The sequence below is a fragment of the Paraburkholderia sp. HC6.4b genome (genome assembly GCF_014200875.1).
GTDB lineage: Bacteria > Pseudomonadota > Gammaproteobacteria > Burkholderiales > Burkholderiaceae > Paraburkholderia > Paraburkholderia tuberum.
Genome location: NZ_JACHDC010000003.1, coordinates 265,578 through 292,312 on the forward strand (window position 1 = coordinate 265,578; position 26,735 = coordinate 292,312).

General features: G+C 64.1%; 23 protein-coding genes and 1 riboswitch. Of the genes, 15 read left to right on the forward strand and 8 right to left on the reverse strand.

From position 1 onward, the window contains the following. Positions 1-227: 227 nt before the first annotated feature. The gene (locus tag HDG34_RS05720) at positions 228-1,439 is read right to left on the reverse strand and encodes an MFS transporter (protein WP_184058366.1); all 1,212 of its coding nucleotides are present in this window, start codon (positions 1,437-1,439) and stop codon (positions 228-230) included. A 299-nt stretch (positions 1,440-1,738) separates the two neighbouring features. After that, positions 1,739-1,838, forward strand: a riboswitch (guanidine-I (ykkC/yxkD leader). A gap of 57 nt (positions 1,839-1,895) precedes the next feature. Here HDG34_RS05720 and HDG34_RS05725 point away from each other — a divergent pair. The 8 genes from HDG34_RS05725 (at position 1,896) to HDG34_RS05760 (ending at position 12,104) form a co-directional block, all read left to right on the forward strand. Further along, positions 1,896-2,966, forward strand: coding sequence for a putative urea ABC transporter substrate-binding protein (locus HDG34_RS05725; RefSeq protein WP_184058368.1), 1,071 nt, complete (start codon positions 1,896-1,898; stop codon positions 2,964-2,966). A 75-nt stretch (positions 2,967-3,041) separates the two neighbouring features. Then, the gene (locus tag HDG34_RS05730; protein WP_184058370.1) at positions 3,042-3,854 is read left to right on the forward strand and encodes an ABC transporter permease; all 813 of its coding nucleotides are present in this window, start codon (positions 3,042-3,044) and stop codon (positions 3,852-3,854) included. After that, on the forward strand, positions 3,851-4,642 hold the full coding sequence (locus HDG34_RS05735) for an ABC transporter ATP-binding protein (protein ID WP_184058372.1): 792 nt from the start codon (positions 3,851-3,853) through the stop codon (positions 4,640-4,642). The genes HDG34_RS05730 and HDG34_RS05735 overlap by 4 nt, the downstream gene beginning before the upstream one ends. 13 nt (positions 4,643-4,655) lie before the next feature. Then, a complete protein-coding gene (locus HDG34_RS05740; protein ID WP_090801754.1) occupies positions 4,656-5,372 on the forward strand; it encodes an urea amidolyase associated protein UAAP1 in 717 nt (238 codons plus the stop codon). 15 nt (positions 5,373-5,387) lie between these two features. Then, positions 5,388-6,029 carry an urea amidolyase associated protein UAAP2 gene (locus HDG34_RS05745; RefSeq protein ID WP_184022979.1) on the forward strand — a complete coding sequence of 214 codons (642 nt, stop codon included), beginning with the start codon at positions 5,388-5,390 and terminating at the stop codon, positions 6,027-6,029. A 172-nt stretch (positions 6,030-6,201) separates the two neighbouring features. Continuing rightward, a complete protein-coding gene (gene uca / locus HDG34_RS05750) occupies positions 6,202-9,801 on the forward strand; it encodes an urea carboxylase (RefSeq protein WP_184058374.1) in 3,600 nt (1,199 codons plus the stop codon). A 17-nt stretch (positions 9,802-9,818) separates the two neighbouring features. Beyond that, on the forward strand, positions 9,819-11,651 hold the full coding sequence (gene atzF / locus HDG34_RS05755; RefSeq protein ID WP_184058376.1) for an allophanate hydrolase: 1,833 nt from the start codon (positions 9,819-9,821) through the stop codon (positions 11,649-11,651). Positions 11,652-11,765: 114 nt separating this feature from the next. Then, on the forward strand, positions 11,766-12,104 hold the full coding sequence (locus HDG34_RS05760; RefSeq protein ID WP_184058378.1) for a hypothetical protein: 339 nt from the start codon (positions 11,766-11,768) through the stop codon (positions 12,102-12,104). 76 nt (positions 12,105-12,180) lie between these two features. On the opposite strand, the gene HDG34_RS05765 is transcribed toward HDG34_RS05760, so the two are convergent. Beyond that, a complete protein-coding gene (locus HDG34_RS05765; protein ID WP_184050828.1) occupies positions 12,181-12,624 on the reverse strand; it encodes a MarR family winged helix-turn-helix transcriptional regulator in 444 nt (147 codons plus the stop codon). A gap of 205 nt (positions 12,625-12,829) precedes the next feature. On the opposite strand from HDG34_RS05765, the gene HDG34_RS05770 reads away from it, so the two are divergent. Next, entirely contained in the window at positions 12,830-14,299 is a 1,470-nt protein-coding gene (locus HDG34_RS05770) for a DHA2 family efflux MFS transporter permease subunit (RefSeq protein WP_260321050.1), read from the forward strand. Positions 14,300-14,322: 23 nt separating this feature from the next. On the opposite strand, the gene HDG34_RS05775 is transcribed toward HDG34_RS05770, so the two are convergent. Then, positions 14,323-15,036: a FadR/GntR family transcriptional regulator gene (locus HDG34_RS05775; protein WP_090801764.1), complete on the reverse strand. Its 714-nt coding sequence runs from the start codon at positions 15,034-15,036 to the stop codon at positions 14,323-14,325. 172 nt (positions 15,037-15,208) lie between these two features. Between HDG34_RS05775 and dgoD the strand changes: the two genes are divergently transcribed. Continuing rightward, positions 15,209-16,357 carry a galactonate dehydratase gene (gene dgoD / locus HDG34_RS05780; protein WP_090801766.1) on the forward strand — a complete coding sequence of 383 codons (1,149 nt, stop codon included), beginning with the start codon at positions 15,209-15,211 and terminating at the stop codon, positions 16,355-16,357. Positions 16,358-16,604: 247 nt separating this feature from the next. After that, positions 16,605-16,907 carry a hypothetical protein gene (locus tag HDG34_RS05785; RefSeq protein WP_184006488.1) on the forward strand — a complete coding sequence of 101 codons (303 nt, stop codon included), beginning with the start codon at positions 16,605-16,607 and terminating at the stop codon, positions 16,905-16,907. A gap of 135 nt (positions 16,908-17,042) precedes the next feature. On the opposite strand, the gene HDG34_RS05790 is transcribed toward HDG34_RS05785, so the two are convergent. Continuing rightward, positions 17,043-17,972, reverse strand: coding sequence for a CopD family protein (locus tag HDG34_RS05790; RefSeq protein WP_184058380.1), 930 nt, complete (start codon positions 17,970-17,972; stop codon positions 17,043-17,045). Beyond that, positions 17,969-18,346: a copper homeostasis periplasmic binding protein CopC gene (gene copC / locus HDG34_RS05795; protein ID WP_184058382.1), complete on the reverse strand. Its 378-nt coding sequence runs from the start codon at positions 18,344-18,346 to the stop codon at positions 17,969-17,971. The genes HDG34_RS05790 and copC overlap by 4 nt, the downstream gene beginning before the upstream one ends. A 394-nt stretch (positions 18,347-18,740) precedes the next feature. Between copC and HDG34_RS05800 the strand changes: the two genes are divergently transcribed. The 4 genes from HDG34_RS05800 to HDG34_RS05815 all read left to right on the forward strand — a co-directional run bounded on the left by HDG34_RS05800 (position 18,741) and on the right by HDG34_RS05815 (position 23,353). Continuing rightward, complete coding sequence (locus HDG34_RS05800; RefSeq protein WP_184058384.1) at positions 18,741-19,472, forward strand: c-type cytochrome; 732 nt, start codon at positions 18,741-18,743, stop codon at positions 19,470-19,472. A 21-nt stretch (positions 19,473-19,493) separates the two neighbouring features. Continuing rightward, positions 19,494-20,795: a cytochrome c gene (locus tag HDG34_RS05805; RefSeq protein WP_184022970.1), complete on the forward strand. Its 1,302-nt coding sequence runs from the start codon at positions 19,494-19,496 to the stop codon at positions 20,793-20,795. Positions 20,796-20,927: 132 nt separating this feature from the next. Continuing rightward, positions 20,928-21,548: a PAQR family membrane homeostasis protein TrhA gene (gene trhA / locus HDG34_RS05810; RefSeq protein ID WP_035471054.1), complete on the forward strand. Its 621-nt coding sequence runs from the start codon at positions 20,928-20,930 to the stop codon at positions 21,546-21,548. 224 nt (positions 21,549-21,772) lie between these two features. Then, entirely contained in the window at positions 21,773-23,353 is a 1,581-nt protein-coding gene (locus HDG34_RS05815; RefSeq protein ID WP_184058386.1) for a DEAD/DEAH box helicase, read from the forward strand. 59 nt (positions 23,354-23,412) lie between these two features. On the opposite strand, the gene HDG34_RS05820 is transcribed toward HDG34_RS05815, so the two are convergent. The 3 genes from HDG34_RS05820 to HDG34_RS05830 all read right to left on the reverse strand — a co-directional run bounded on the left by HDG34_RS05820 (position 23,413) and on the right by HDG34_RS05830 (position 26,633). Then, positions 23,413-23,946, reverse strand: a complete 534-nt coding sequence (locus HDG34_RS05820; RefSeq protein ID WP_090801778.1) for a hypothetical protein — start codon at positions 23,944-23,946, stop codon at positions 23,413-23,415. 138 nt (positions 23,947-24,084) lie between these two features. After that, positions 24,085-24,912 (reverse strand): ferritin-like domain-containing protein, encoded by an 828-nt coding sequence (locus HDG34_RS05825; protein ID WP_026226031.1) that lies wholly within the window; start codon positions 24,910-24,912, stop codon positions 24,085-24,087. Between the two features lie 350 nt (positions 24,913-25,262). Then, positions 25,263-26,633 (reverse strand): MFS transporter, encoded by a 1,371-nt coding sequence (locus HDG34_RS05830; protein ID WP_184058388.1) that lies wholly within the window; start codon positions 26,631-26,633, stop codon positions 25,263-25,265. Positions 26,634-26,735 lie beyond the last annotated feature (102 nt).

Below are 26,735 nucleotides of genomic sequence, written 5' to 3' on the forward strand. Positions count from 1 at the left end.
AGGGGTTTAGAGCGATTTGGCGGGTACGTCCCTGATTCGCCACCAGCTTCAAGAAAAAGCCGCTGTCCCACAAGGACAGCGGCTTTTTTGTTTTGAAACGCTGCCACGAAGCCTGACGACCGATGGGCATCCGAGTTCAGGCAGACGCCGCGACACACCACTCAACGTTGGGGAAATAGCGGCAACAATGCGCGCATTTTCCAGACGGATACCCCGGCTATGCCACGTTAGCTCAGGTCGTGAAGAGATTGAGCCGGTGTCGGGTGAAAGAGCAGCAGCACCACGGTCATCATACCGAAGGCTGCGCCCGCATAAAAGGTCGTGGCTGCGCCCAGACGTTCCCACAACTGGCCTGCGATAACGCTCGAAACCAGCGTCACGATGCCGCTCAGCAGATTGAAGAAACCGAACGCAGTCCCGCGCAGATGCGCAGGTGCCGTGTGCGCGACCATCGTAGCAAGCAGGCCTTGCGTCATCCCCATGTGCAGCCCCCACAGCGCTACGCCTACGACGACTATGCTCCAGTGGGTGCCGTGTGCAAGCACGAGGTCGGCGCCAATCAACACGATCAGACCACCTATCAGCAGCCGCGTATGGCGCATCGTGTCCGCGAGCTTCCCGAACGGATAAGCGGACAGCGCGTAGACGACATTCATTGCCACCATGACGAGCGGAACGAGCGCAATCGGTACGCCGCTGCCCATCGCACGAAGCACCAGAAAAGCCTCGCTGAATCGCGCCAACGCAAAAACGGCGCCTATCCCTACGACCCACCAGTAGTCCAAACCAAGCTCCCTGAGACTCTGCCACCGCACAGGATTGCTTCTTTTGGCGCGAGGCTCGTGCTCAGGCTCCGTGATACCAAACGTCAACAGCGCGACCGCGAGCACACCGGGAATGACGGCAAGCCAGAAGGCAAGCCGAAAATTATCCGCCCATATCAGCATGATGAGAACGGCCAGCAGCGGTCCGAGGAACGCACCGACCGTATCGAGCGACTGGCGCAGGCCGAAGGCCGCGCCACGCAGGTGCTGCGGCGTGACATCCGCGATGAGTGCATCGCGAGGCGCACCGCGAACGCCCTTGCCGACGCGGTCAATGACGCGCGCCGTCACCACGACTCCAACCGACGACGCAATGGCAAAAAGCGGCTTGCTCATTGCGCCGAGCGAATACCCTGCTACGGCGAGCCACTTTCGGTTGCCGAGGTAGTCACTCAGCGTTCCCGAAAACACCTTGACCATCTGGGCCGTGGCCTCCGCGATGCCCTCGATGAGCCCAATCGTGCCGGCGCCGGCGCCAAGGCTTGCCAGCAGAAACATCGGCAGCAGGCTGTGGATGATTTCGGATGAGATGTCCATGAAAAGACTCACACATCCTAGAACCCACACGCTGCGTGGAATCTGCCGGACGACATTGACTTGCGGTTCGTTTCGCATTCGATAGGGATGGCATCAAATAACAGGTTCGAACGGCGCGGACGCATGCGAGCACCAAGGCAGCCCGCTACGACCGTTGCATCTTGTCTGGCATCGCTGAGTCGGATACCCGTCCTCTCACGCCCGAATCGAGTGCACTCCCTGACACACATCAGTGCACATCTTCCCCGCCCCAGGGCAAAAACTTGCCCTTCGCCGCACAAAGCTAACGACCAACCCGCGGTATGGCCCCTGGCACACTTCCCGCTTTAAAGAGCGCGCAAGGAGCCGGCGCAACCTCCGGTTCGACAGACAATCTGGAAATGGACGGCTAGGGTTCCGGCCTGCTTCACGCAGGTGCTGGTCCGAGAGCTGTCGACCTCAGGCGAGGTTACACGGCGGGATAAAAGCCCGGGAGAGAACGCGATGTTTGCGCTGCTCCCTGCCGTCGCTAACCGTCCCCTCCGAGGTCAACCCATGTTCAAGCTCGTTCGCTGTCTTGGCATTGCCGCCGTCTCCCTCGCCACCTTCGCCTCGAGCCCCACGTTCGCCGCGGGCCGCAACGACTTCAAGGTCTGCTGGACCATCTACGCCGGCTGGATGCCGTGGGGTGAGGCGAAAACCCAGGGCATCGTGTCCAAATGGGCCAGGAAATACGGCATCAATGTCGACGTCGTGCAGCTGAACGACTACGTCGAGTCCATCAATCAGTACACGGCCGGCAAGTTCGATGGCTGCGCGATGACCAACATGGATGCGCTCACGATTCCCGCCTCCGGCGGCGTGGATTCGACGGCCCTGATCGTCAGCGACTATTCGAACGGCAACGACGGCGTGCTGATGAAGGGCAAGGGCAAGCAGATCGCCGACCTGAGGGGCCAACAGGTCAACCTCGTGCAGTTTTCCGTCTCCCACTACCTGCTCGCACGCGCGCTCGAAAGCGCTCACATGAGCGAGCGCGACCTCAAGGTCGTGAACACCTCGGATGCCGACATCTCGGGCGCATTCGCGACCCCTACGGTTCACAACGCGGTCACCTGGAATCCGATGCTCGCCGATCTGAAGGCGCAGCCGAACGTCAGCGAAGTCTTCGACTCCAGCAAGATCCCCGGCGAAATCATGGACATGATGGTCGTCAACACGAAGACGTTGCAGCAGAACCCCGCCCTCGGCAAAGCGCTGACCGGTGCATGGTTCGAAATGGTCGCGCTGATGCACACCGACTCCGCGGCCAGCACGTCCGCGCTGAGCGCGATGGCGAAGGCCTCGGGCACCGATCTCGCCAACTTCAAGGGCCAACTGGCGACGACCGCCCTCTTCTATTCGCCGCAAGCCGCGCTCGACTTCGTCACCAGCGCCGACATGCCGAAGATCATGACGCGCGTCGCGAAGTTCTCTTTCGATCACGGCCTGCTCGGACAGGACGCGAAGAGCGCGGACGCGGTCGGCATGGCGTTCGACAAGGGCGTCGTGGTCGGCAACAAGAACAACGTCAAGCTGCGTTTCGATCCGACCTACGTCGCGATGGCGGCCGCGGGCAAGCTCTGACACGGACCGTCCAGGCACTCGCCGGGGGCTCGCTATCGCGGGCTCGCATCCCAGCTTTCCAACCAGGCGCTCACCATGCGACTCATCAATCGACATCCGAGCCGGATCGGCGGCTTGATGCTGCTTCTGCTGCCGTTCGTCGTGCTGTTCGCGGTCTACTTCACCGGGTCCTCGATGCGACTCTCGCTCAATCCCGATGACAAGCTGCTGCCGAGCGCGGCGCAAATGAGCGACGCGGTGAGGTCGGCCGCCTTCACCGAGGACAAGCGCACCGGCGAGTATCTGTTGTGGACCGACACGCTGTCGAGCTTGCGGCGGCTCGGCATCGGCCTTGTCGTCAGTGCCGTGATCGCACTGGTGGCCGCGATCGCGACCGGTTCGTTGCCGCTCGTCAGCGCGACGCTGTCGCCATTCATCACCGTGATCTCAATGGTGCCGCCGCTGGCGGTGCTGCCGGTCCTGTTCATCGTGTTCGGGCTCGACGAGTTGTCGAAGGTCGTGCTGATCGTCGTCGGCATCACGCCGGTGATCATTCGCGATCTGCATGCTCGCGCCCGCGAGATTCCGGTCGAGCTGTGGGTCAAGGCGCAGACGCTCGGCGCCACCAGCTGGACGCTGATTCTGCGTCTGGTGCTGCCGCAACTGCTGCCGCGTCTGCTGGCGGCGACGCGTCTTTCTCTCGGCGCGGCGTGGCTCTTTCTGATCGCCGCCGAAGCGATCGCGTCGACCGATGGCCTCGGCTACCGCATCTTTCTCGTGCGCCGCTATCTGTCGATGGATCTGATCCTGCCGTACGTCGCGTGGATCACGCTGCTCGCATGGCTCACCGACGAGCTGCTGCGCCGGATCACGCAATGGTGCTTCCCGTGGTACGGAGGCGCGCGATGATCGAAGTCCGCAACGTCTGGAAAGAGTACGGCGACCAGGTCGTGCTCGAGCGTTTGAATCTGACCGTCAAGGAAGGCGAGTTCTGTTCGATGGTCGGCGCGTCCGGCTGCGGCAAGTCGACGTTTCTGCGCCTGCTGCTGGGTCAGGAGCGCGCGACGCGCGGCGAGATCCTGCTGGACGGCAAGCCGCTGCCCGGCGAACCGGACAGGCATCGCGGCGTCGTGTTTCAACGCTACTCGGTGTTCGACCATCTGAGCGTGTTGCGCAATGTGATGCTGGGGCTGGAGCTTCCACAGGCGAAGTTCACCGGCCGGCTATTCGGTGCCCGTCGGCGCGCGGCGCGAGACGAGGCAGCGGCCATGCTCGAGCGCGTCGGGCTGGGCCCTGCGTTGAACAAGTTTCCGCAGCAGCTGTCGGGCGGCATGCAGCAACGCCTCGCGATCGCGCAAGCGCTGATGATGAAGCCTCGCGTGCTGCTGCTCGACGAACCGTTCGGCGCGCTCGACCCCGGCATCCGCAAGGACATGCATGAGCTGCTCTCCGACCTGTGGCGCGAAGCGAAGCTCACGATCTTCATGGTCACGCATGACCTGAAAGAAGGCTTCACGTTGGGAAGCCGCGTGCTGGTTTTCGACAAGGTGCGCGTCGACCCGCAGGCGCCGGGCGCCTATGGCGCGCGCATCACCTACAACATTGCGCTCGACCGTAGCCGCGATTCCATGTCCGCCGTGCATATCGCCGAGGCTGCCGTGCGAGGCGCATCGCATATCGAACTGGTCTCCGACTGAAGGGAACTCAGGTATGAACTCAGATACGACCTTATTGCTTGAAGAAACCGTCCCAGGCGGCGGCCATACGTCGCTGATCGTCAAGCGTGGTCGATCGCTGCGCATTACCGACCTGCGCGGCGGCGCGAACGTCAGCGTGATGATGGTCAACGCGACGGAAAAGAGCGAACGGCTCAATCTGCCGGATTCGTTGAAGTGCCAGCACACGGCCAGGCTCACGGTCGGGCACTGCCTGTACTCCGACATGGGCCGCGTGCTTGCCGCGATCGTCGCGGATACCTGTGGCTGGCACGACAGCATCGGCGGTGTGTCGAATGCCGACGAGGTTCGCGAACGATACGGCGCGGGCCGCTACCAGGAGCTGCGCAACGCGTTCTATCGCAACGGTACGGACAACCTGCTCGTCGAAATGGGCAAGTGGGGGCTCGGCATCACTGACCTGCTGATGACGCTCAATCTGTTCAGCCGTGTCGATGTCAGCGACGACGGCGTTCTCAGTTTCGTGCCAGGAAACTCAAAAGCCGGCAACTACGTCGAGCTCTACGCACCGATGAACACGCTCGTCGTGCTCACCGCGATCCAGCACCCGCTCGACCCGAACCCCGAGTACGCGCCGAGGCCGGTCAAACTCGAGTTGAGCGACGCGCGGCCCGAGGTCGCCGAAGTATGCCGCACCGCATGCGAAGAGAACGCACGCGGTTTCATCAACACAGAACGCTTCTTTCTTTGAGCGAAGGCCACGCTTATGACCAGCACGCTTATCGTCAGCGACAAACGTCCGGAAACCGCGGTCTATCGCGAGACACTCGCCGCCGGCGAGCCGTGGCTTCACGAGGTGAAGGCCGGGCAAACGCTGCGCATCGTCGATCTCGAAGGCAACCAGGCGGTCGACACGCTGTTCTACAGCCTCGCCGATCCGCGCGAGCGCTTCGACCCGCAACGCACGTTGCGCCGGCAAAAAAGCCTCTACCTGACAACGGGCTCGGTGCTGTACTCGAACCTCGGCAAGCCGATGCTGACGATCGTCGCCGACACGTGCGGCCGCCACGATACGCTCGGCGGCGCCTGCGCGCAGGAGAGCAACACGGTGCGCTACGCACTGGAGAAGCGCTACATGCACAGCTGCCGCGACAACTTCCTGCGTGCCTGCGCTCACGACGGCCGCCTGTCGAAGCAGGACATCGGCGCGAACGTCAACTTCTTCATGAACGTGCCGGTCACGGCCACGGGCGGGCTCAGCTTCGAAGACGGCATTTCTGCGCCGGGCAAATACGTCGAATTGCGCGCGGAGATGGACGTGATCGTACTGATCTCCAACTGCCCGCAGTTGAACAATCCGTGCAACGCCTACAACCCGACGCCCGCGGAGCTGCTGATATGGAATTGAAGCGCATCCGCCTCTGGCTTTTTCTGCTCATGCTGGTTCGCTCGGGCCGGTACTTCAGCCGTACGCGCGAAGAACTGACCCAGACGCATCGCTGACGCGACTTCGGCCGTGGACGACCACGGCCGGCCATTCCCACGGCGGGACGGCCCGCCTTCGAATCAACACACCTTCCATGTTCGAGAAGATTCTGATCGCCAATCGCGGCGCTATCGCGTGCCGCATTCTCAGGACGTTGCGCGAACTCGACGTCACCGGCGTCGCCATCTATGCGGAAGCCGACCGGGCGAGCCGCCACGTCAGCGAAGCGCCTGTCGCGCATGCGCTCGGCGAGGGTCCGGCCGCGCTGACTTATCTCGACGTGGCCAAGATCCTCGCGATTGCGCGTCGCGAAGGCGTGCAGGCGATCCATCCCGGCTACGGCTTCTTATCGGAGAACGCGGCGTTCGGCGAAGCCTGCGAAGCGGCCGGCATCGCGTTCATCGGACCGACACCCGCGCAGCTTCGCGCGTTCGGCCTCAAGCACACGGCCCGCGAAATCGCGGCCAACGAAGGGGTGCCGATGCTCGAAGGCACCGGGCTGCTCGCGGACTTGCCGGCGGCGCTCGCGGCGGCACAGGCCATCGGCTATCCGGTGATGCTGAAGAGCACCGCGGGCGGCGGCGGCATCGGCATGCGGGTGTGCTGGAACGCCGACGAACTCGGCGCCCATTTCGATGCCGTGAAGCGCCTCGGCGAAAACAATTTCAGCGATGCCGGCGTGTTTCTGGAGAAGTACATCGAACGGGCGCGGCATCTGGAAGTGCAGGTATTCGGCGACGGCAAAGGCGACGCGCTCGCGCTTGGCGTGCGTGACTGCTCGGTGCAGCGGCGCAATCAGAAGGTGCTCGAGGAAACGCCCGCCCCCTGCCTGCCGGACGGCATTCAGGCCGCGCTCTGCGAGGCAGCGGTCAAGCTCGCGAAAGCCGTCGACTATCGCTCCGCCGGCACCGTCGAATTCGTGTACGACAGCGCCGCCGAACAGTTCTACTTCCTCGAAGTCAATACGCGTTTGCAGGTCGAGCACGGCGTCACCGAACAGGTGTGGGGCGTCGACCTCGTGCGTTGGATGATCGAACTGGCGGCCGGCACGCTCGCGCCGCTGAAGCACCTGGCGGCGAGTCTAACGCCGCGAGGGCACGCGATCCAGGCGCGACTCTACGCGGAAGATCCGGGGCGTGATTTCAAACCGAGTCCGGGCCTCTTGACCGAGGTCGCGTTCCCGCACGCTGACGGGCGCGCATTGCGCATCGATACATGGATCGAGGCCGGTTGCGAAGTGCCGCCGTACTTCGACCCGATGCTCGCGAAAGTGATCGCGTGGTCGCCGACTCGCGATGAAGCGCGCGATGCGCTCGACGATGCGCTGCGCAACACCCGACTCTACGGCGTCGAGACCAATCGCGACTATCTGCGCCAGATTCTGCGCGACCGGCCGTTCGCGTCGGGCGAACCGTGGACTCGATGTCTCGAAGGGCTCAGGTATCGGGCCAGCACGGTCGAAGTCGTCAGCGGCGGCACGCAGACGACGGTGCAGGACTATCCCGGCCGCCTGGGCTACTGGGCAGTCGGCATCCCGCCGTCGGGGCCGATGGATGACCGGGCGATGCGGCTCGGCAATCGCCTGCTCGGCAATGCGGCCGACGCCGCCGCTCTCGAAGTCACGATGAGCGGGCCGACGCTGCGCTTCAACACGGATGCCGTGGTCGCCATCACCGGCGCGCAGGTTCCGGTGCTGCTCGACGATGTCGCTCAGCCGCTGAACACGAGCCTCCATGTGCCGGCGGGTTCGACGCTTGCGCTCGGCACGATACGCGGCGCGGGCGCGCGCGCTTATCTGTGCGTGCGCGGCGGCTTCGACGTCGCACTGTATCTCGGCAGCCGCAGCACCTTTACGCTCGGCCAGTTCGGCGGACATGGCGGCCGCGCGATCCGCGCGGGCGACGTGCTGCATCTTTATCCGCTCGGCGATGCGCAGGCCGGCGCGGCGCTCGTCGACGCGCCGACGCTCGGCGGCGTGCGCACCGTTCGCGTGATCTATGGCCCGCACGGCGCACCCGAATACTTCAGCGCCCGCTATATCGCGCAGCTGCTCGACACCGAGTGGGAGGTTCACTTCAACTCCAGCCGTACCGGCGTGCGCCTGATCGGACCGAAACCCGAGTGGGCGCGCGAGGACGGCGGCGAGGCTGGACTGCATCCGTCGAACATTCACGACAATCCGTACGCGGTCGGCGCCGTCGACTTTACCGGCGACATGCCCGTGATTCTCGGACCCGACGGCCCGAGTCTCGGCGGCTTCGTCTGTCCGGTGACGATCATCGAGGCGGACCTCTGGCAGATCGGCCAGCTGAAAGCAGGCGACAAGATCCGTTTCGCGCCCGTCGAAGTCGAACAAGCGCGTGAGGCTGCGCGTGAGCGTCGTCGGGAACTGGAGAGCCTCGAGATTGCACCAAGTGCGCCGAGCGAAAGAAGAGCATCGCTGACGTCGCCGATCGTGCTCGATACCGGCGCGGACCGCGACAGACTCGTCGCACGTGTATCCGGCGACACACATCTGCTGCTCGAAATCGGTCCAGCGGAGCTCGACCTCGTGGCACGGTTTCGCGGACATGCGCTGATGCAGTCCCTCGAAGCGCAGCATCTGACTGGCGTCATCGATCTCACGCCGGGCATCCGTTCGCTGCAGATCCACTACCGGCCCGAGGATCTGCCGCTCGCCAGGTTGCTCGACATCGTCGCGCGGGCGTGGGACGAGGTCCTGTTGCAGAAGGATCTGCGCGTGCCGTCGCGGGTCGTTCATCTGCCGCTGTCATGGGACGACCCCGCGTGCCAGCTCGCGATCGAAAAATATATGACCACCGTGCGCAAGAACGCGCCGTGGTGCCCGAGCAACCTCGAATTCATTCGCCGCATCAACGACCTCGACTCCATCGACGCGGTCAGGCAAATCGTCTTCGATGCGAGCTATCTGGTGATGGGCCTCGGCGACGTGTACCTCGGCGCACCCGTCGCGACACCGCTCGACCCTCGTCACCGGCTGGTCACGACGAAATACAACCCGGCCCGTACGTGGACCGCGGAGAACTCGGTCGGCATCGGCGGCGCGTATCTGTGCGTGTATGGCATGGAAGGGCCTGGCGGCTATCAATTCGTCGGCCGCACGTTGCAGATGTGGAATCGCTACCGCGAAGTCGCGGATTTCGCCGGCCAGCACTATTTGCTGCGCTTCTTCGACCAGATTCGTTTCTACGAAGTATCGGCCGACGAACTGTTGCGCATCCGCGCGGACTTTCCGCTTGGGCGTTTTCCGTTGCGGATTGAAGAGTCCGAGCTTTCGTTGCCGGACTATCAGGCGTTTCTCGCTAGCGAATCCGCCAGCATCGAGCAGTTCCGTTCAAGACAGCAGGCGGCCTTCCAGGCCGAGCGCGAGCGGTGGCGTGAAGCGGGCACCTCGGAAGTCACGTTCGAGACGCCGGTCACCGAAGACACTCAGTTAGCTCCGCTTCACGACGGCGAAGTCGCCGTGGACAGCGAGATCGCCGGCAGCCTCTGGCAAGTCAAGGTGAAAACCGGCGACGCGGTCGACGCGGGTGACGTGCTGCTCATCATCGAGTCGATGAAGATGGAAATCCCGGTGTGTGCGCCGTGCGCCGGAACGGTCGGCGAGATCTACGTGGCGCCGGGTTCGCCCGTGCGCGCGGGGCAACGCGTCGCCGTCGTCGAACGTCACTAATTATCTGGACGCAAACCATGTCTTCATTCTCGTCATTCGATCTTCGCCTCCCGACACTTCGCTCCGCATACCGTGATGGAACGCTCACACCGCGCAGGCTAGTCGCTGAACTGCTCGAAAAAGCTGCGGCGCTCAATCCATCGTTCAATCTGTTCATCCATCTTCTGACCGAAGATGAAGTCGCGCCCTACCTCGACTGGCTAGACACGCAGGAGGTCGAAAGCCTGCCGCTCTATGGCGTTCCGTTCGTGATCAAGGACAACATCGATCTCGCCGGCATTCAGACAACCGCCGCGTGCCCCGCGTTCGCGTACACGCCGTCGCGATCGGCGAGCGTCGTTGCGCAATTGATCGCGCTCGGCGCGGTGCCGCTCGGCAAAGCCAATCTCGACCAGTTTGCGACCGGTCTGAACGGCACCCGGTCGCCGTATGGCAAGTGTCGCAATAGCGTGCATCCCGACTATCCGTCGGGCGGCTCGAGCGCGGGGTCGTCACTCGCGGTCGCGCTCGGCGTCGCCAGTTTCGCGCTCGGGACCGACACGGCCGGTTCCGGTCGCGTGCCTGCCGCGCTGAACAATCTCGTCGGTCTCAAGCCGACTAAAGGCCTGCTGTCCACCGCTGGTGTGGTGCCCGCGTGCCGCACGCTCGATTGCGTGACGTTCTTCACGGCGACGGCGGAAGAAGCGAGCGAGTTGCTTGCGTTGAGCGCGCGCCCCGACCCTCGCGATGCATACAGCCGCGCGAATCCGCAATGGAATACGGCACGCGCGTTTGGCGAGCCCACGGCGTTCAAGTTCGGCGTGCCGGCGCAACTGGAATTCGCCGGCTGTTCCGAGAGCCCCGGGCTGTTCGCGAAGGTGCGCGCGTTGCTCGAAGAAGCAGGTGGTGAAGCTGTCGAAATCGACTTCGCGCCGTTTGTCGAAACCGCCAATCTGCTCTATCAGGGGCCGTGGGTGGCCGAGCGTTACAGCGTGGCGGGCGAGTTGATGACGGAGAAACCCGCTGCGGTTTTGCCCGTCATTCGCGATGTGTTGGCGAAGGCACCCGGCGCGAGCGCGGTCGAACTGTTTCGCGCGCAGTACCGCTTGCAGGAATTGAAGGCCCTCTGCGATGCGTCGATCGATTCACTCGATTTCGTTCTGACGCCGTCGTATCCGCGTGCCGTGACGCTCGACGAGCTGGAGCGCGACCCCATTGGTCCGAACTCCCTGCTCGGCTATTACACGAACTTCATGAATCTGCTGGACTATGCCGCCGTCGCTACGCCGACCGGTTTCATGAAGAATGGTCTGCCCTGGGGCGTGACCGTCTTTGGCCGCGCGTTCACCGACCAGTATCTGTTGGGTGTGGCCGACCTGCTGCAACGAAAGAGCGGCGTGCACTGCGTCGGAGGTCTGACCGTCGAGCCGGAGCCGCACGGCGAACGATGCGCGGCGAGCCACGATCGCATGCGGATCGCGGTCTGCGGCGCACACATGCAAGGTTTGCCCCTCAACCGCGATCTGCTTGCCCGACGCGGGCGGCTCTTGCAGGCCACTCAGACTGCCCCGCAATACCGGTTGTCGGCGCTGCCTGCGTCGGCGGACGGCACGAGGCGTCCAGGCCTGTGGCGCGTCACCGATGGCGGCGCAAAAATTGCTGTCGAAGTGTGGGAAATGCCCAGCGCGGAGTTCGGCTCGTTTATTTCGACCGTTCCGTCTCCGCTGGTTCTGGGGAAGGTCGAACTCGTCGACGGTTCGTGGGTTACCGGTTTCCTCTGCGAGCCGTATGGCGTGCAGTCGGGAACCGATATCTCGGAGTTTGGCGGATGGCGAGCATGGCTTGCCAGCGAGCGTTGCGCGAGTTTCTGAAGGAACGAACGATGAGCAGCGGCGTCGCAGGATATGGGCAGTGAAGCGCCGCGGGTTTGGTTGGCACCTCCGGCTTCCTTCCGCAATTCCGTCGCAACTTCGAGAGGTTCCTTAATGACGCTCCGCACCGTCGCGCTCGCCGCAACCACCGCTGCGCTCACGCTCGCCGGCACGACCGCCGCCCTCATCGCACAAGCTCAAACGCCGAGCACCGCCGACAGTCAATGGCGCGCCAGTTCCACCATGCTCGCGACGCTGCTGCAGGACGGCTACAAGATCGTCGCCGTGGTCAACAACGGTCCCGCCGACACGATCTTCGTGCAGCGCGATCAGAGCGCGTTCAAATGCATCGATACGCAGCAACCGGATACAAAAGCAAAAACGTCGGTGGCGCCGGGCTGTTACGAGCTGGTACCGCCGAGCGGCGCCACGCCGGCGTCGGAATCCAGATAACGTGATTTGAAGCGCGAGCTCAACGTAACCCCGGCTCGGGCGAAAGACTTCGGCGTCGCGCCAACATCGCGACGCTTCAGCGATCCACGAGCCGGCTCAGATTGCCGCGCACCCGCTGCAGCAGCGCGATCAACTGCGCCGCTTCTTCATCGCTGAAACCATTGAGCGCTTCGAGCGCGACCTCGTCGCCGACCTTGCGCGCCTTGCCGAGCGTGCGCTCAGCCTTCGGCGTCATGCGCACCTGGCGCTCGCGGCGATCCTGCGGATTCGCGGTCCGCTCGATCCAGCCGCCCTCCTCCATCCGGTCGAGCAGCCGGCCCGCCGAGATCGGCGCGACCTCGAGCAGATCCGCCAGCCGGGCCTGATTGATGTCGCCGTAGTGGCCGAGATAGGCCAGCACGCGACACTGTGCGCGCGTCAGATCGACCGACGACCTCGCGAGATCGTCGAACCGCTTGCCCGCCAGCCGGCCGACGTCGTAGATCAGAAAGCCGAAGCGCTCTTCGAATTGGGTTTTCATGCGCGGATTATACGGAAGCACTTCGGCGTACAGCGCGACTGCGTATGCGTTCTATCCTCAGCACAACTCCCGATAGCGCCAACCCGTATTGACGATATACTAAGCATGCTTACTATTTCGACCTTCCCCACCATTCATGTCTTCCGCCTCCACGTCGACGAGCGCCACTGAGCTGCTCAACCGGCCGATGATCACGATCTCGATCATGCTCGCGACGCTGATCCAGACGCTCGACAGCACGATCGCCAACGTGGCGCTGCCGCATATGCAAGGCACGCTGTCCGCGTCGCAGGACGAGATCACGTGGGTGCTGACCTCCTATATCGTCGCCGCCGCGATCGCCACGCCGCTCACCGGCTGGCTGGCGGATCGCCTCAGCGTGAAGCGGCTGCTGCTGATCGCGATCGGCGGCTTCACCGTGTCTTCCGCGTTGTGCGGACTCTCCGAGACGCTGTCGCAGATCGTCGTGTCGCGTCTGTTGCAAGGGATCTTCGGCGCGTCGCTGGTGCCGCTGTCGCAGTCGATCCTGCTCGACATCAACCCGCGCGAAAAGCAGGGCCAGGCGATGGCCGTGTGGGGCATGGGCGTGATGGTCGGGCCGATCCTCGGCCCGACGCTCGGCGGCTGGCTCACCGATAGCTACAACTGGCGCTGGGTGTTCTTCATCAACGTGCCGATCGGCGCGATCGCGCTGTTCGGCGTCGCGAGCTTCCTGCCGACGCGCGAGCCGAAACACGACGTGAAGTTCGACGCGTTCGGCTTCATCACGCTCGGCCTCGCGATCGGCGCATTGCAGGCGATGCTCGATCGCGGCGAGCAGCTCGACTGGTTTTCGTCGACCGAGATCGTGATCGAGGCGCTCGTCGCGGCAATCAGCTTCGCGTTTTTTCTCGTGCACACGGCGACGATCGGCGAGCGCTCGTTTTTCAAGTACAAGTTGCTGAAAGACCCGAACTTCGCGACCGGCACGTTGTTCATCTTCGTGATCGGCGCGGTGATGTACGCGACCCGTGCGCTGCTGCCGCCGATGCTGCAAAACCTGATGGGCTATCCGGTCGCGACCACGGGCCTCGTCACCGCACCGAGCGGCGCCGGCACGATGGTCGCGATGCTGATCGCCGGCCGGCTGCTCAAGCGCGTCGACGCGAGGCTGCTGCTGCTCTGCGGCTTCCTGATATCGGCGTTCGCGCTGTGGCAGATGATGCAGTACACGATCGTGCTATCGGCATCGGACATCGTGTGGCCCGGCGTGATCCAGGGCTTCGGACTCGGCCTCGTGTTCGTGCCGCTGTCCACGCTGACGTTCTCGACGCTGTCGCCGGAGCTGCGCGCGGACGGCACCGCGACTTATAGCCTGATGCGCAACATCGGCAGCAGTATCGGCATTTCGATCGTGCAGACGCTGATGACGCGCAACACGCAGATCTCGCACGCGGACCTCGCTGCGAATGTCACCGCGTTCAATCCGGCGCTCCAGTCGATGCTCAACAGCGGCTCGAACTATGACATCGCGGCGCTGAACGCGTCGATCACGCAGCAGGCGGCGATGGTCGCGTATCTGAACGACTTCAAGCTGATGTTCGTGGCGACGCTGCTGGTCATCCCGCTGTTGCTGCTGATCCGGCCGTCGCACAAGGCACCGGATGCGTCGATCGCGCATGCGGCGATGGATTGAGACCGAATGCGCCGACGTCCGTCTTAGCCTTCGATTCGCCCGCGCGTCACGCCGAGCAATGACGCCATCGCCGCGTACGCCGCGGCGGCATCGCGGGCGCGGATCGCCTCGAACACCGCCGTGTGCTCGGCGAGCGACGCGTTGAACACATCGGCGCGTTTTGCATTGAGCCGCAATTGTGCCTCGAGCGTGCGCTCGATCAGCGCGCCAAGCGGGATCAGCAGTTCGTTGCTGCACGCGGTGAGCACGCGCAGGTGGAACTGCAGATCCGCGCGCACCCATTCGTCGACGTTGCGCGCCGCCACCATCGCGGTATGCGCGGCCGCAAGCGCACCCAACGTGTCGTCGGTGTGCGCGGCGGCCGCGAGGCCGGCGGCATAAGGCTCGATCATCTCGCGCATTTCCTGCAGCTTGAGCGCGAACGCCATCGGCTCGGCGACGCGTGAATACCAGTCGAGCAGATCGGCATCGAGCAGATTCCACGCGGACTTGACCCGCACGCGCGTACCCACGCGCGGCCGCGATTCGATCAGCCCTTTCGACGTCAACGTGCGCAGCGCCTCGCGCAGCACCGTGCGGCTCACGCCGAACATCTCCATTAACTCGGCTTCACGAGGCAGGATCGACTCCGGCGCATAGTCGCCGCGCAGAATCGCGGTCGCCAGCAGTTGGGCGACTCGCCCGTGCAGATCGTGCGTAATGGTTTTCTCCTCGCGGTTGATGATCCCGTCGCGCAACGCGGCGGTAAGTCGGCAGATCTCACCACTATGTGGCAAATAGTACTATTAATAGTATTTTAATGCAGTTTTGTTGTAGCATGGAATTCCCCGAAATTTTGCATGCCCGCAGACCTGCTTTGCATGGGTTCGGAGTAAGCGCCAACTTCGATCGACACCGGAGACACACACCATGAAAATCACCAAGCTCGAAACCTTCATCGTCCCGCCGCGCTGGTGCTTCCTCAAGATCGAGACCGACGAGGGCATCGTCGGTTGGGGCGAGCCGGTGGTGGAAGGCCGCGCGCATACGGTCGCCGCGGCCGTCGAGGAGCTGTCCGATTATCTGATCGGCAAGGACCCGCTGTTGATCGAGGATCACTGGCAGGTGATGTACCGCGCGGGCTTCTATCGCGGCGGCCCGATCACGATGAGCGCGATCGCCGGCGTCGATCAGGCGCTGTGGGACATCAAGGGCAAGCATCACGGCGTACCGGTGCATGCGCTGCTCGGCGGCCAGGTGCGCGACAAAATCAAGGTGTACTCGTGGATCGGCGGCGACCGTCCGAGCGATGTCGCGAACAACGCACGCGCGGTGGTCGAGCGCGGCTTCAAGGCCGTCAAGATGAACGGCTCGGAAGAGCTGCAGATCATCGACACCTTCGACAAGGTGCAAGGCGTGATCAACAACGTCGCGGCGGTGCGCGAGGCGGTCGGGCCGAACATCGGAATCGGCGTGGACTTCCACGGCCGCGTGCATAAGCCGATGGCGAAGGTGCTCGCCAAGGAACTCGACCCGTACAAGCTGCTGTTCATCGAAGAGCCGGTGCTGTCGGAAAACGCCGAGGCGCTGCGCGACATCGTCAATCAGACCAACACGCCGATCGCGCTCGGCGAGCGTCTCTATTCGCGCTGGGACTTCAAGCACATCCTGTCGGGCGGCTACGTCGACATCATCCAGCCGGACGCGTCGCACGCGGGCGGCATCACCGAGTGCCGCAAGATCGCCGCGATGGCGGAAGCCTACGACGTCGCGCTCGCGCTGCATTGCCCGCTCGGCCCGATCGCGCTCGCAACCTGCCTGCAGATCGACGCGGTCAGCTACAACGCGTTCATCCAGGAACAGAGCCTCGGCATCCACTACAACCAGGGCAATGACCTGCTCGATTACATCAAGAATCCGCAAGTCTTCAAGTACGAAGACGGCTTCGTGTCGATTCCGCAGGGCCCCGGACTCGGCATCGAGGTCAACGAAGAGAAAGTGCGCGAGATGGCGAAGGTCGGTCACCGCTGGCGCAATCCGGTGTGGCGTCACGCGGACGGCAGCGTCGCCGAATGGTGATCTGAACACCTGGGCGAAGCAGGCGGAACGCCGCCGGCGGGCCACATGACGCGCGGGCCGTCGCAGTAACGTAACTTCCCGGACCAGCCGGCTCGAACCGGCGTTCGAGCGCTGCCGCCCCGACCTGCATCACTCCCCGCCGAGGCTTATCCCGCCTGGCTTTCGCGACGTTTGTTCGGTATCGGACATACGTATGGCCTGCTCCTTGCTGAAATGCATGCCAACAACGCATGCAGCGAGGAGCATCATGGGCGAATTCCTTCCTGACTATCTGATCCGCGAACAGGCGGCGGTCGGCGCGCTGGTTGCGTTCGGCGTGCTGCGCATCATCGGCGCGATGCTCGCGTACGAGCGCGGATGGAACATCTCGGTAGTCGGCAAATGCTTTATCGCCGCGGCGGTGCTGTACTGCCTGCCGCAGGTCTTCGATCTGCTCACGCAGATGGTCGGCTCGCACGCGGCCGGCGCCGAACTCGAAGGCAAGGCCGCGGGCTGCGCGATCGCGTTGTTCTGCGCGCCGATTCTCGGTCATCGCCTCGGCTTCGAGTAAGCGGGCTTCGCAGTGCGGCGCTTTTTTACGCGGCGCGCATCCGCGGGTGCTGTCGTAGAACTGACGCACGATGGACGCGCGCGGCCGTCGCGCATCCATCGCCGATTGGTCAATCGCCTATGCCGCGCCGCGCGTTCAACCGAGCGCAGCGAACGCCGGCACGGTGTGTGACAACGCGGCCGCGACGACGAACACGCCGATCATCACGAGCGCTTCCAGATACATCACGTTGACGAAGGTGTGGGCATCCATCGTCGATGCGGTGCGACGCAGGCGTGGCAGCGCCGATGTGCGGTTCAGCGTGCCGAGCACCAGCGCGAGCGCGACCAGCACGAGCTTCAACGTCAGCACATGACCCCACGTGCTCGCCTGAATCGCTTCGAACGAACTGCCCGAGTCGCGCACCGCATTGAAGACGCCCGACAGCAATACCAACGCGACCGCGACGATCGTCACGTTCGACACCTGGGTCGCCGTGCGGATCAGCATGCCCCGCGCGGTGGATGCCCCGAGCGCCGGCAGCACCGCCAGGCCGGAGGCCATCGCGAGTCCGCCCCATACGCTCGTTGCGAGCACGTGCAGCGTCTGCATGCCGATCGCGGCCGAGACCACGCCGGCATCGGCCGCGTGACCGAGCGACGCCTTACCCGCCGCGATCGCGAGCACCGCGAGCCACAGCAGCGTATTGCGCAGCATGCCCGTGCCATGGCTCAGCGCGGTGCCGAGCAGCACCAGCGCGCCGCCGAACGCGACGCTCCAGCCATAGCCGACATGCGTTTGCGTCAGCACCGTCGGCACCACGCCGAACGCCGCGGACAACCCGACACCGCTCATCGACGCCGCCTGATACAGGAGCCAGCCGAGATCCGCGAGCACCAGCACGATGGTGGCCGCGAGCATCGAGCGTTGCGCGCGCATCCAGCCCGGACGCGCCGGTGAAGTGCGCTGGAGCCCGTCCCTCGCGAGCCATGCGCCGAGTAGCGCCGAGCCGACGGCGAAGCCGAACGAGACGTTCATGAGCGTGGCCATTGCGACCTGCCCGATCCACAGTCCGTCGAAGTTCATTTGACGTTGAACGCGAAGTCGCCATGGGTACGATGGCCGTCGGTGGCCACCGCGATCCAGTGCACCGCATAGCGGCCGCTCGTCAACTGAGGCAGCGCGAGGTGCATCACGCGGGCGTCCGCGCTATCGACCGTCGACGCGCCCGGCGTCGCGGGCTTGCCGTTTGCATCGGCGAATGTGATCTTGCTGAATGCGGGCTCGAGCGGCTCTGTGAAATGGATCGTCAGGTCGGTAGGCGCGACGGCGTCGGCGTTCGCGGCCGGCACGCTCGAGATCAGATGCGCATGCGCGAACGCGGTGGACGACATGGCCAGCGCCACCGCGCCGGACATCAACGCTCGCAGCGTCGACGAGGAGAAATCGAATAGCTTCATGTAAGGCCGATAGCGGATGAGAACGAACGGAACATAGGCGGGCCGGCGAGGCGCATCGTCTGCACGACGGCCGGCGAGCCCGGAAGTGTACGCTTCGATGGCGCGCGCGGGGATCGGTTCAACCTGGCTTGATCGAATGCGTCACGCGGCATCACGCTTGCGGCGACGACGCCGTGATTATTTTTGAGGCAAAGACGTCGACCACGATCCGTGACGCAACCAAAGTCCGAAACCGGCATAACGCGACACACTGTCGCATGGCGGTCACACCTGGAACCGTCTTTAATGCGGCAAATAGTCACGATTACCCTTCGATGATAGAATGCTGCGTCGCCGCAGCGACGGCTGTCCTTCACACCGAGCCGCCCGAAGTTCGGTCAGGTCCCCGATTCCGATGGAGTTACGCGTGTCTTCAAGACGCCTCTTCCGCCCGTTGCTTGCCCTTCTGTTGATCGGCGCCGCGGGTGTCTATAGCGCAGCGAAAGCGCAGACTCAACCGAAGGCCCCCGACACGATGGAAGCGCGCGTGCAAGGCTGCACGGCCTGCCACGGCTCGCATGGGCAAGGTACCGACAACGACTACTTCCCGCGCCTCGCGGGCAAGCCGGCGGAATATCTGTTCAATCAGTTGCAGAACTTCCGTGAAGGGCGCCGCAGGTACCCGCCGATGAACTACCTCGTCACGTATCTCTCCGACGACTACCTGCATCAGATCGCCACCTTCTTCTCGCAACAACGCCCGCCGTATCCGACGCCGGCCAAGCCGACCGTCTCGGCCGCCACGCTCGCGCGCGGTGAGCAGATCGTGCTGCACGGTGATGCATCGAAGCAGGTGCCCGCTTGCGCGGCTTGCCACGGCAAGGCACTGACCGGTATGGAACCGGCAATTCCGGGTCTCGTCGGTCTGCACGCCGACTACATCAGCGCGCAGCTCGGTTCATGGCGCTCGGGCACGCGTCACGCGATCGCGCCGGACTGCATGCACACCATCGCCACGCGCCTCAGCGACGAAGACGTGAACGCCGTCGCGGCCTGGCTTTCCACGCAGCAGGCTCCGCAAAACCCCGTGCCGGCTCCGGCCCGCTCCTTGAAGACTCCGCTTGCCTGCGGCAGCGAACCGCAATAAGGCGCCGGGAGAGACATTCAAATGAAACACAAGTCTTTGTTCGCCCTCTCGGCAGTCGTCGTGGTCGCGGCCGCCGCACTCGTTCCCGTCCTGTGGTCGGGCGGCGACAATCTGCATAGCAGCGGCGCAGCCGTGGCGGCAACGCCCGCGGACCAGGCCGACCTGATCAAGAAGGGCGAGTACCTCGCCCGCGCCGGCGACTGTATCGCCTGCCACACGGTGCGCGGCGGGCTGCCGTTCGCGGGCGGCCTGCCGATGGCCACGCCGTTCGGCACGATGTTCACGCCGAACATCACGCCGGACGACCAGTACGGCATCGGCAAGTGGACCCAGGACGACTTCTATCGCGCGATGCACACCGGCCGCTCGAAAGATGGCAGCCTGCTCTATCCGGGCTTCCCGTTCACGAGCTACACGAAGGTCACGCGCGCGGACTCCGACGCGATCTACGCATATCTGCGCTCGGTCGCGCCGGTCAACGTGCCGAGCCGTCCGCACGAACTGAAATTCCCGTTCAACCAGCGCAACATGCTGATCGGCTGGCGCACGCTGTTCTTCCGTGAAGGCGAGTTCAAGCCGGATCCGACCAAGTCGGTCGAATGGAACCGCGGTGCGTATCTGGTCGAAGGCCTTGGTCACTGCGGCATGTGCCACACGTCGATCAATGCGATGGGCGCCCCGGTCAACTCGGCCGCGTTCGCGGGCGGCCTGATTCCGCTGCAGAACTGGTATGCGCCGTCGCTGACGTCGAACCGCGAAGCCGGCCTCGGCGACTGGGACCTCAAGGACATCGCCGACCTGCTCAAGACCGGCGTGTCGAGCCGCGGTGCGGTGTTCGGTCCGATGGCCGAAGTGGTTCACAACAGCCTGCAGTATCTGTCGACCGAAGACATCAACGCGATGGCGACGTACCTGAAGACGATTCCGCAGAAGAGCGAAGCACCGGAACCGCTGCAGCTCGAAACCTCGGAAAAGTTCGGCGGCGAACTGTTGAAGCAAGGTCAGAAGATCTACGCTGACAACTGCGCGAAGTGCCACGAGGATAACGGTCTCGGCCGGCCGCCGGCATTCCCGCCGCTCGCGAACAACCAGTCGATCCAGATGCCGTCCGCGGTCAACCCGATCCGCATGGTGCTGAACGGTGGTTATCCGCCGAGCACGGAAGGGAACCCGCATCCGTATGGCATGCCGCCGTTCGCGCAGGCTCTGTCGAATCAGGAAGTCGCAGCGGTCGTGACGTACATCCGTATGTCCTGGGGCAACCACGGCACGGCCGTGTCGCCGCAGCAAGTGGCCGACTTGCGTTCGGCGCCGCTCGACTAAGCAGGGTTCGACGCACCCCGGGCGCGGCCTGCGAAATTCGCGGCCGCGCCCTTCGTTTTTTCAGGACCGGTATCATGTAGGGCTATTTGTGTTGGAGGTTGCCCTCGTGGGACCGTGCAGGAGGAAAGAGTTGTGCCCTTCGGTGAGCGTTTGAACAGCATCACCCATCTCGTCGGCGCCGTGCTGTCGGTGGTGGGGCTGGCGGCGCTCGTCACGATGGGCGCGCTCGCCGGCGACGCGTACAAGGTCGTCAGCTTCGCCGTATATGGTGCGATGCTGTTCGTGCTGTATGCGATCTCGACGCTGTATCACAGCGTCAGCCATCCGCGTCTGAAGGCGATTCTGCAGAAATGCGATCATTCGGCGATCTACCTGCTGATCGCCGGCAGCTACACGCCGTTCACGCTCGTCACGTTGCGTGGACCGTGGGGCTGGTCGTTATTCGGCGTGAGCTGGGGGCTCGCTGCCCTCGGCATCGTGCAGGAACTCACGCTCGGGCGACGCACCCGCAGCGTGTCGATGGTGCTGTACGTGTTGATGGGATGGCTCGCGCTCGTAGCCGTCCACCCGCTGGTGCAGGCGTTGCCGGCCGCGGGGACCGCGTGGCTCGTGGCCGGCGGCGTCATCTATAGCGTCGGCATCTATTTCTTCATCAACGACGAGCGCATCCGCCACGGACATGGTATCTGGCACCTGTTCGTACTGGCGGGCAGTCTGTGTCAATTCGTCAGTGTCGCGCGCTATGTCGCGTGACATTCCACGGCGACGAATTGCAACTTAAGGCCAGTCGACGTGTCTGCATAGCGCGTTGAAACATTCGGCACATCTGTGAGCGTGCCGCCGATTTCTCCGTGAACGGAACCGGGCCTCGGCCTCGAACACCCATGCGGGCGTGTCGATGCCGCGCTGGTTTTTCCGCGTTGGGGTCCTTTGGGCCCAGCGGGGCCGTTCGCGACACTGCATTGCAAAGAGCTTTTATGTCTTTTGATTCCCTCGGCTTGTCCGAACCGCTGGTCCGCGCTGTCAATGAACTCGGCTACACCAGCCCGACTCCGATCCAGACTCAGGCGATCCCGGCCGTGCTCAACGGCGGCGATCTGCTCGCCGGCGCGCAAACCGGCACCGGCAAGACCGCCGGCTTCACGCTGCCGATCCTGCAGCGCCTGAATTCGATGCCGCCGGCCGCCGGCGGCAAGCGCGTGGTGCGCGCGCTGATCCTCACGCCGACTCGCGAACTCGCCGCGCAGGTCGAAGAAAGCGTGCGCGCCTACGGCAAGTATCTGAAGCTGAAGTCGACCGTGATGTTCGGCGGCGTCGGCATCAATCCGCAGATCGATGCGCTCAGGCGCGGCATCGATATCGTCGTCGCGACGCCGGGCCGTCTGCTCGATCACATGCAGCAGAAGACCATCGACCTGTCGCATCTCGAGATCCTCGTGCTCGACGAAGCCGACCGCATGCTCGACATGGGCTTCATCCACGACATCAAGCGCGTGCTCGCGAAGCTGCCGCCGAAGCGCCAGAACCTGCTGTTCTCGGCGACCTTCTCCGACGAGATCAAGACACTCGCCGATGGCCTGCTCGACTCGCCGGCGCTGATCGAAGTCGCGCGCCGCAACACGACGGCCGAAACGATCGCGCAGAAGATTCACCCGGTCGATCGCGACCGCAAGCGCGAGTTGCTCACGCATCTGATCCGTCAGCACAGCTGGTTCCAGGTGCTCGTGTTCACGCGCACCAAGCACGGCGCGAATCGCCTCGCCGAGCAGCTGGCGAAGGACGGCATCAGCGCGCTCGCGATTCACGGCAACAAGAGCCAGTCGGCACGCACGCGCGCGCTCGCCGAGTTCAAGGACGGTACGCTGCAGGTGCTGGTGGCGACCGACATCGCCGCACGCGGCATCGATATCGATCAGTTGCCGCACGTGGTCAACTTCGATCTGCCGAACGTGCCGGAAGACTACGTGCACCGCATCGGCCGCACGGGTCGCGCGGGTGCGACCGGCGAGGCGGTGTCGCTCGTGTGCGTCGATGAACTGCAGTTGCTGAAGGACATCGAGAAGCTGATCAAGCGTCCGGTCCCGCAGGAAGTGATCGCCGGTTTCGAGCCGGACCCGACCGCGAAGCCGGAGCCGATCCTGCGACGCGGGCAGGGCGGCGGCGGGCGCTCGCCGCGTCAGGGACAAGGCGCGGTGCGTCGTGACGGCGGTGCTGGTGGTGGCGCACCGGCCAAGCCGGCTCAAGGCTCCGGTCAGCGTTCGGGACAAGGCACGGGTCAGCGTTCGGGCCAGCCTGCGTCGAACGCTCAGCCCACGCCGCGGCCACAAGGTGCGAAGCCGGCCGGCAATGGCAATCAGCCGCGTCGCGATACGCAGCGTCACGACGATCGGCCGCGTACCGCCGCGCATGATGGCGCTCCCGCGCACCATGCGCCGCGCAAGCCGCAGGGCAATCGTTCGCACAACGGCAATCCGGGCGCGTTGCTCGGCGGCGGCGCGAAGCGCAACGATGCGCCGCGTGGTGCGCAACCGTCGCGCAACGGCGCCCGTGGCCGTTAAGCGTCGCGCGGCCTGAAGGCTGCCCGCGCATCAGCCGTTAGCGCTTCCCTGCTCGAAGACTAACGGCTGCTCGCGGCGGCAGCCTGCTTCAAATGCTCGACCTGCCGTTCCCATCGCTCGAGCACCACACTCCCCTCTCCTTGCAATTCGAACGTGATGCCGCCCGTGAGGCGCGCATAACGGACGCTTTGCGCTTCCGCTGTGTCGATCGAGCCGAGCAGATAGACGAGGCCGCTGTCGTCGCCAGCAACACCGGGCAGCGGCGCGACACGCAACTGCACCTGATAGAACGCCGCATCGCAGACGAAGCTCAGCGCCGCGCGCCCGCTTTGCGCGATCGCGCGCGTCGCGCGCGCCTGCGGCCATAGCGCGATGCACAGCGTGCGCGAGTCGGGCGCATAGAGTTCGCCGACGCTCAGCAGAGATGTGCGCACGTGGCCGTTCGCATCGACGCTCAGTAGCGACGCGGTGAAGCCCAGCTTGTCCGCAAGCGACGAACCGTCGAACAACGCGCGCACGTTGGCCGGCCATTCGTCGAACACGATCTGTTCGAGCGGACGCGCGGACGTAGATGCGGAGGAGGAAGCGCTCATGCCATCGATCCAGTCGAAGTAGTCGGTAAAGCTCCATCATGCCTCGGAAAAACCAAAGCCCGCATGAGCGGGCTGCGGTTCGCTTCGTCAGGTCGTTGCAGCTGCATTCAGCCGATGCCTCGCGCAATGATCGATAGCTCAGCGAAAGAATACGTGCTGCGTGATCTTCGCGAGCGGATAATGCACGCCCGGCTGAATGCGCGCCGGCAGATCGAGCGGCTTGAGCAGCATCTTCACGCACATGTCGGCGGACAGATTGCGGCGCACCAGCTTGTTGATGCGCGCCGCGCGCTCGCGGTTATACGCGGAGTCGTGCACGCGCTCCGGATAGCGAATCGCGAACACGTGCCGCAACGCGATCTCCGAATCTTCGTTCTTGATTTCCATCACGCGACGCATCAACGCGCCCAGCACCGCGAGCCGACCGTTGCCCTCGATCCGGTTGTACTTCTTGAAGTACCTGAAAAAGTGCTTGTAGTGACGGACTTCGTCGGTGCGGATGTTGTCGGTGATCTGCTTGAGGACCGCTTCGTCCGAGCACTCGTTGATCGCGCGGTACAGCGTCGCGGTACCCGTTTCGACTACGCAACGCGCGACCATCTCCAGCGCGCGGGTCTTTTCGAAATCCTCGACCGAGCACGTGAGCGAATACTCGCCCATGAAATTGCGGAACGCGGTGTCCCAGTCGAACTCGGGCCATACATACGCGATATAGGTCTTCAGCGCCCGGCCGTGCTGCATTTCCTCGGGCTCCCACTCGTGGTTGAGCCAGGCCGAGACCTCGGGGTCGTCGTTGAAAAACGTACTCAGATTGCTGGTGTAGAGATCGGTGCCGCTTTCGATGAACGAAGCCGCGCACAACAACAGCAGCAGGTCCTCGTTGGCCGCGGCCTTCTGACGGTCAATGCGCGTCAGATCGATGTCTTCGATCCGCCAGGGCATGACATGGTTCAGCTCTGTGTGCATCGTGTCTTGCTCCCATGCTGTACCGACCCGTGGAGTTCTTCGCAACTGCCACCGCGCTCGCCGTGATGTTTCTGCGTGTCGGATACAACGCCGTGAATTAGAGTTGGGCCCTTGTACTCTGCATCTTAGCCGGAGATATCCGACCATGCAGATCACACAGCACAGACCATGCCGCATCGACGCAGTTCCGATTTCAAGATAGTCGAAATCTTCCAACGTGTTAAAACGATGTGCGCAAGGCATAAAAAGCCAGCCCAAAAGGCTGGCTTTTCGGACAGACATCAGACCCGGCGGGGTTGGGGCACGGGCGGGCGCCCAAGGGGGGCCCCCTTGGGCGGGCCCCATCTTCCTCAGGCAGGTTGGACGTCGCCCGGGATGGGACGCACGCGACGCATGCGCAGCGCGACGATGATCAGCGATACGCCCGATAGTACCGCCGCAAGCAGGACGTAATAACTTGGCGCGAGTTTGTCGCCGGTCAAATGAATGAAGGTTTCGACGATGGTCGGCGCGAAGCCGCCGAAGATCGTCACGCCGATGCTGTAACCGATTGAAAGGCCGGTCGAGCGCACCTGGGTCGGGAAGATCTCCGACATCAGCGCGGGCATCGGCCCCGAGTACGAGGCCTTGAAAATACCGGCGACGCCTTGCAGCACGAGCAGCCAGCCAATCGTCGGATGTGTCTGCAGCCATGCGAACATCGGATAGATCAGCAGGCCCATCAGGATCGACGTGCTCAGCATGATGCGAATTCGGCCGATGCGATCGGACAGCGCGCCCATGATCGGCGAGAAGATGAACTGCATGCCGCCGTTCAGCACGACGACGCCGAACGACGCGGCCGCCGCCATATGCAGCTGCTTGACCGCGTAAAGCGGCATGTAGAGCTGCAGCACGTACACGCCGACCGTCGACTGCGCAACCATGCCGATCGCGAGCAGCAGGTTGACCCACTGATTCGAGAACGACGCGTCCTTCGTTCCGCTGACGACCTTGTGCTCGCCAGCCGCCTCGCGAGCCGCGCGTTCTTCACGCAATGCGAGGAATTCGGGCGTCTCGTCGAGATGCGAGCGGATGTAGTAGCCGACCGGCCCGACCAGCAGACCGAACACGAACGGCACACGCCAGCCCCAGCTGTTCAGATGCTCGGCCGGCAGCCACGCGGTCAGCAGCGAACCGAAGGCCGCCGCGGTGATCGCCGCGAGACCCTGGCTCGCGAACTGCCAGCTCGCGTAGTAGCCGCGCCGGGTCGCGCTGTGCTCGACCATGAACGCGGTCGCGCTGCCGAACTCGCCGCCGACCGCGAAGCCCTGCACGAGCCGCGCCAGCAGCACCAGCAGCGGCGCCGCGAGACCGATCGTCGAAAACGGCGGCATCACGGCCATCGTGAAAGTACCGACCATCATCAGCGCGATCGCGAGCGTGAGCGCCGCCTTGCGGCCCTTGCGGTCGCCGTACACGCCGAGCACGACCGCGCCGAGCGGGCGCATCAGGAACGAGAGGCCGAAAGTGGCGATCGCGAGCAGCGTCGACAGCCACTCGTCCTGCATCGGGAAGAACTGCTTCGCGATGATCGTCGCGAAGTAGCCGTAGACCAGGAAGTCGAACCACTCGAGCGCGTTACCGATCGACGACGAGAAAACGATCCGCCGCACCATCGCTTTCGAAAGCGGCGCGGCGTGGGGGAAAGCGGTCGTCGAGTGCGACGCGGGGGTATTCATGATGGTCTTCTGCCTGTCTGCTGCGTGATAGCTGTGGTAGGTGCGCCTGGGTCAGCGAGGCGGCTGGCGTGCGCGCAATAGCGCGGCATATGCCATGCCGCG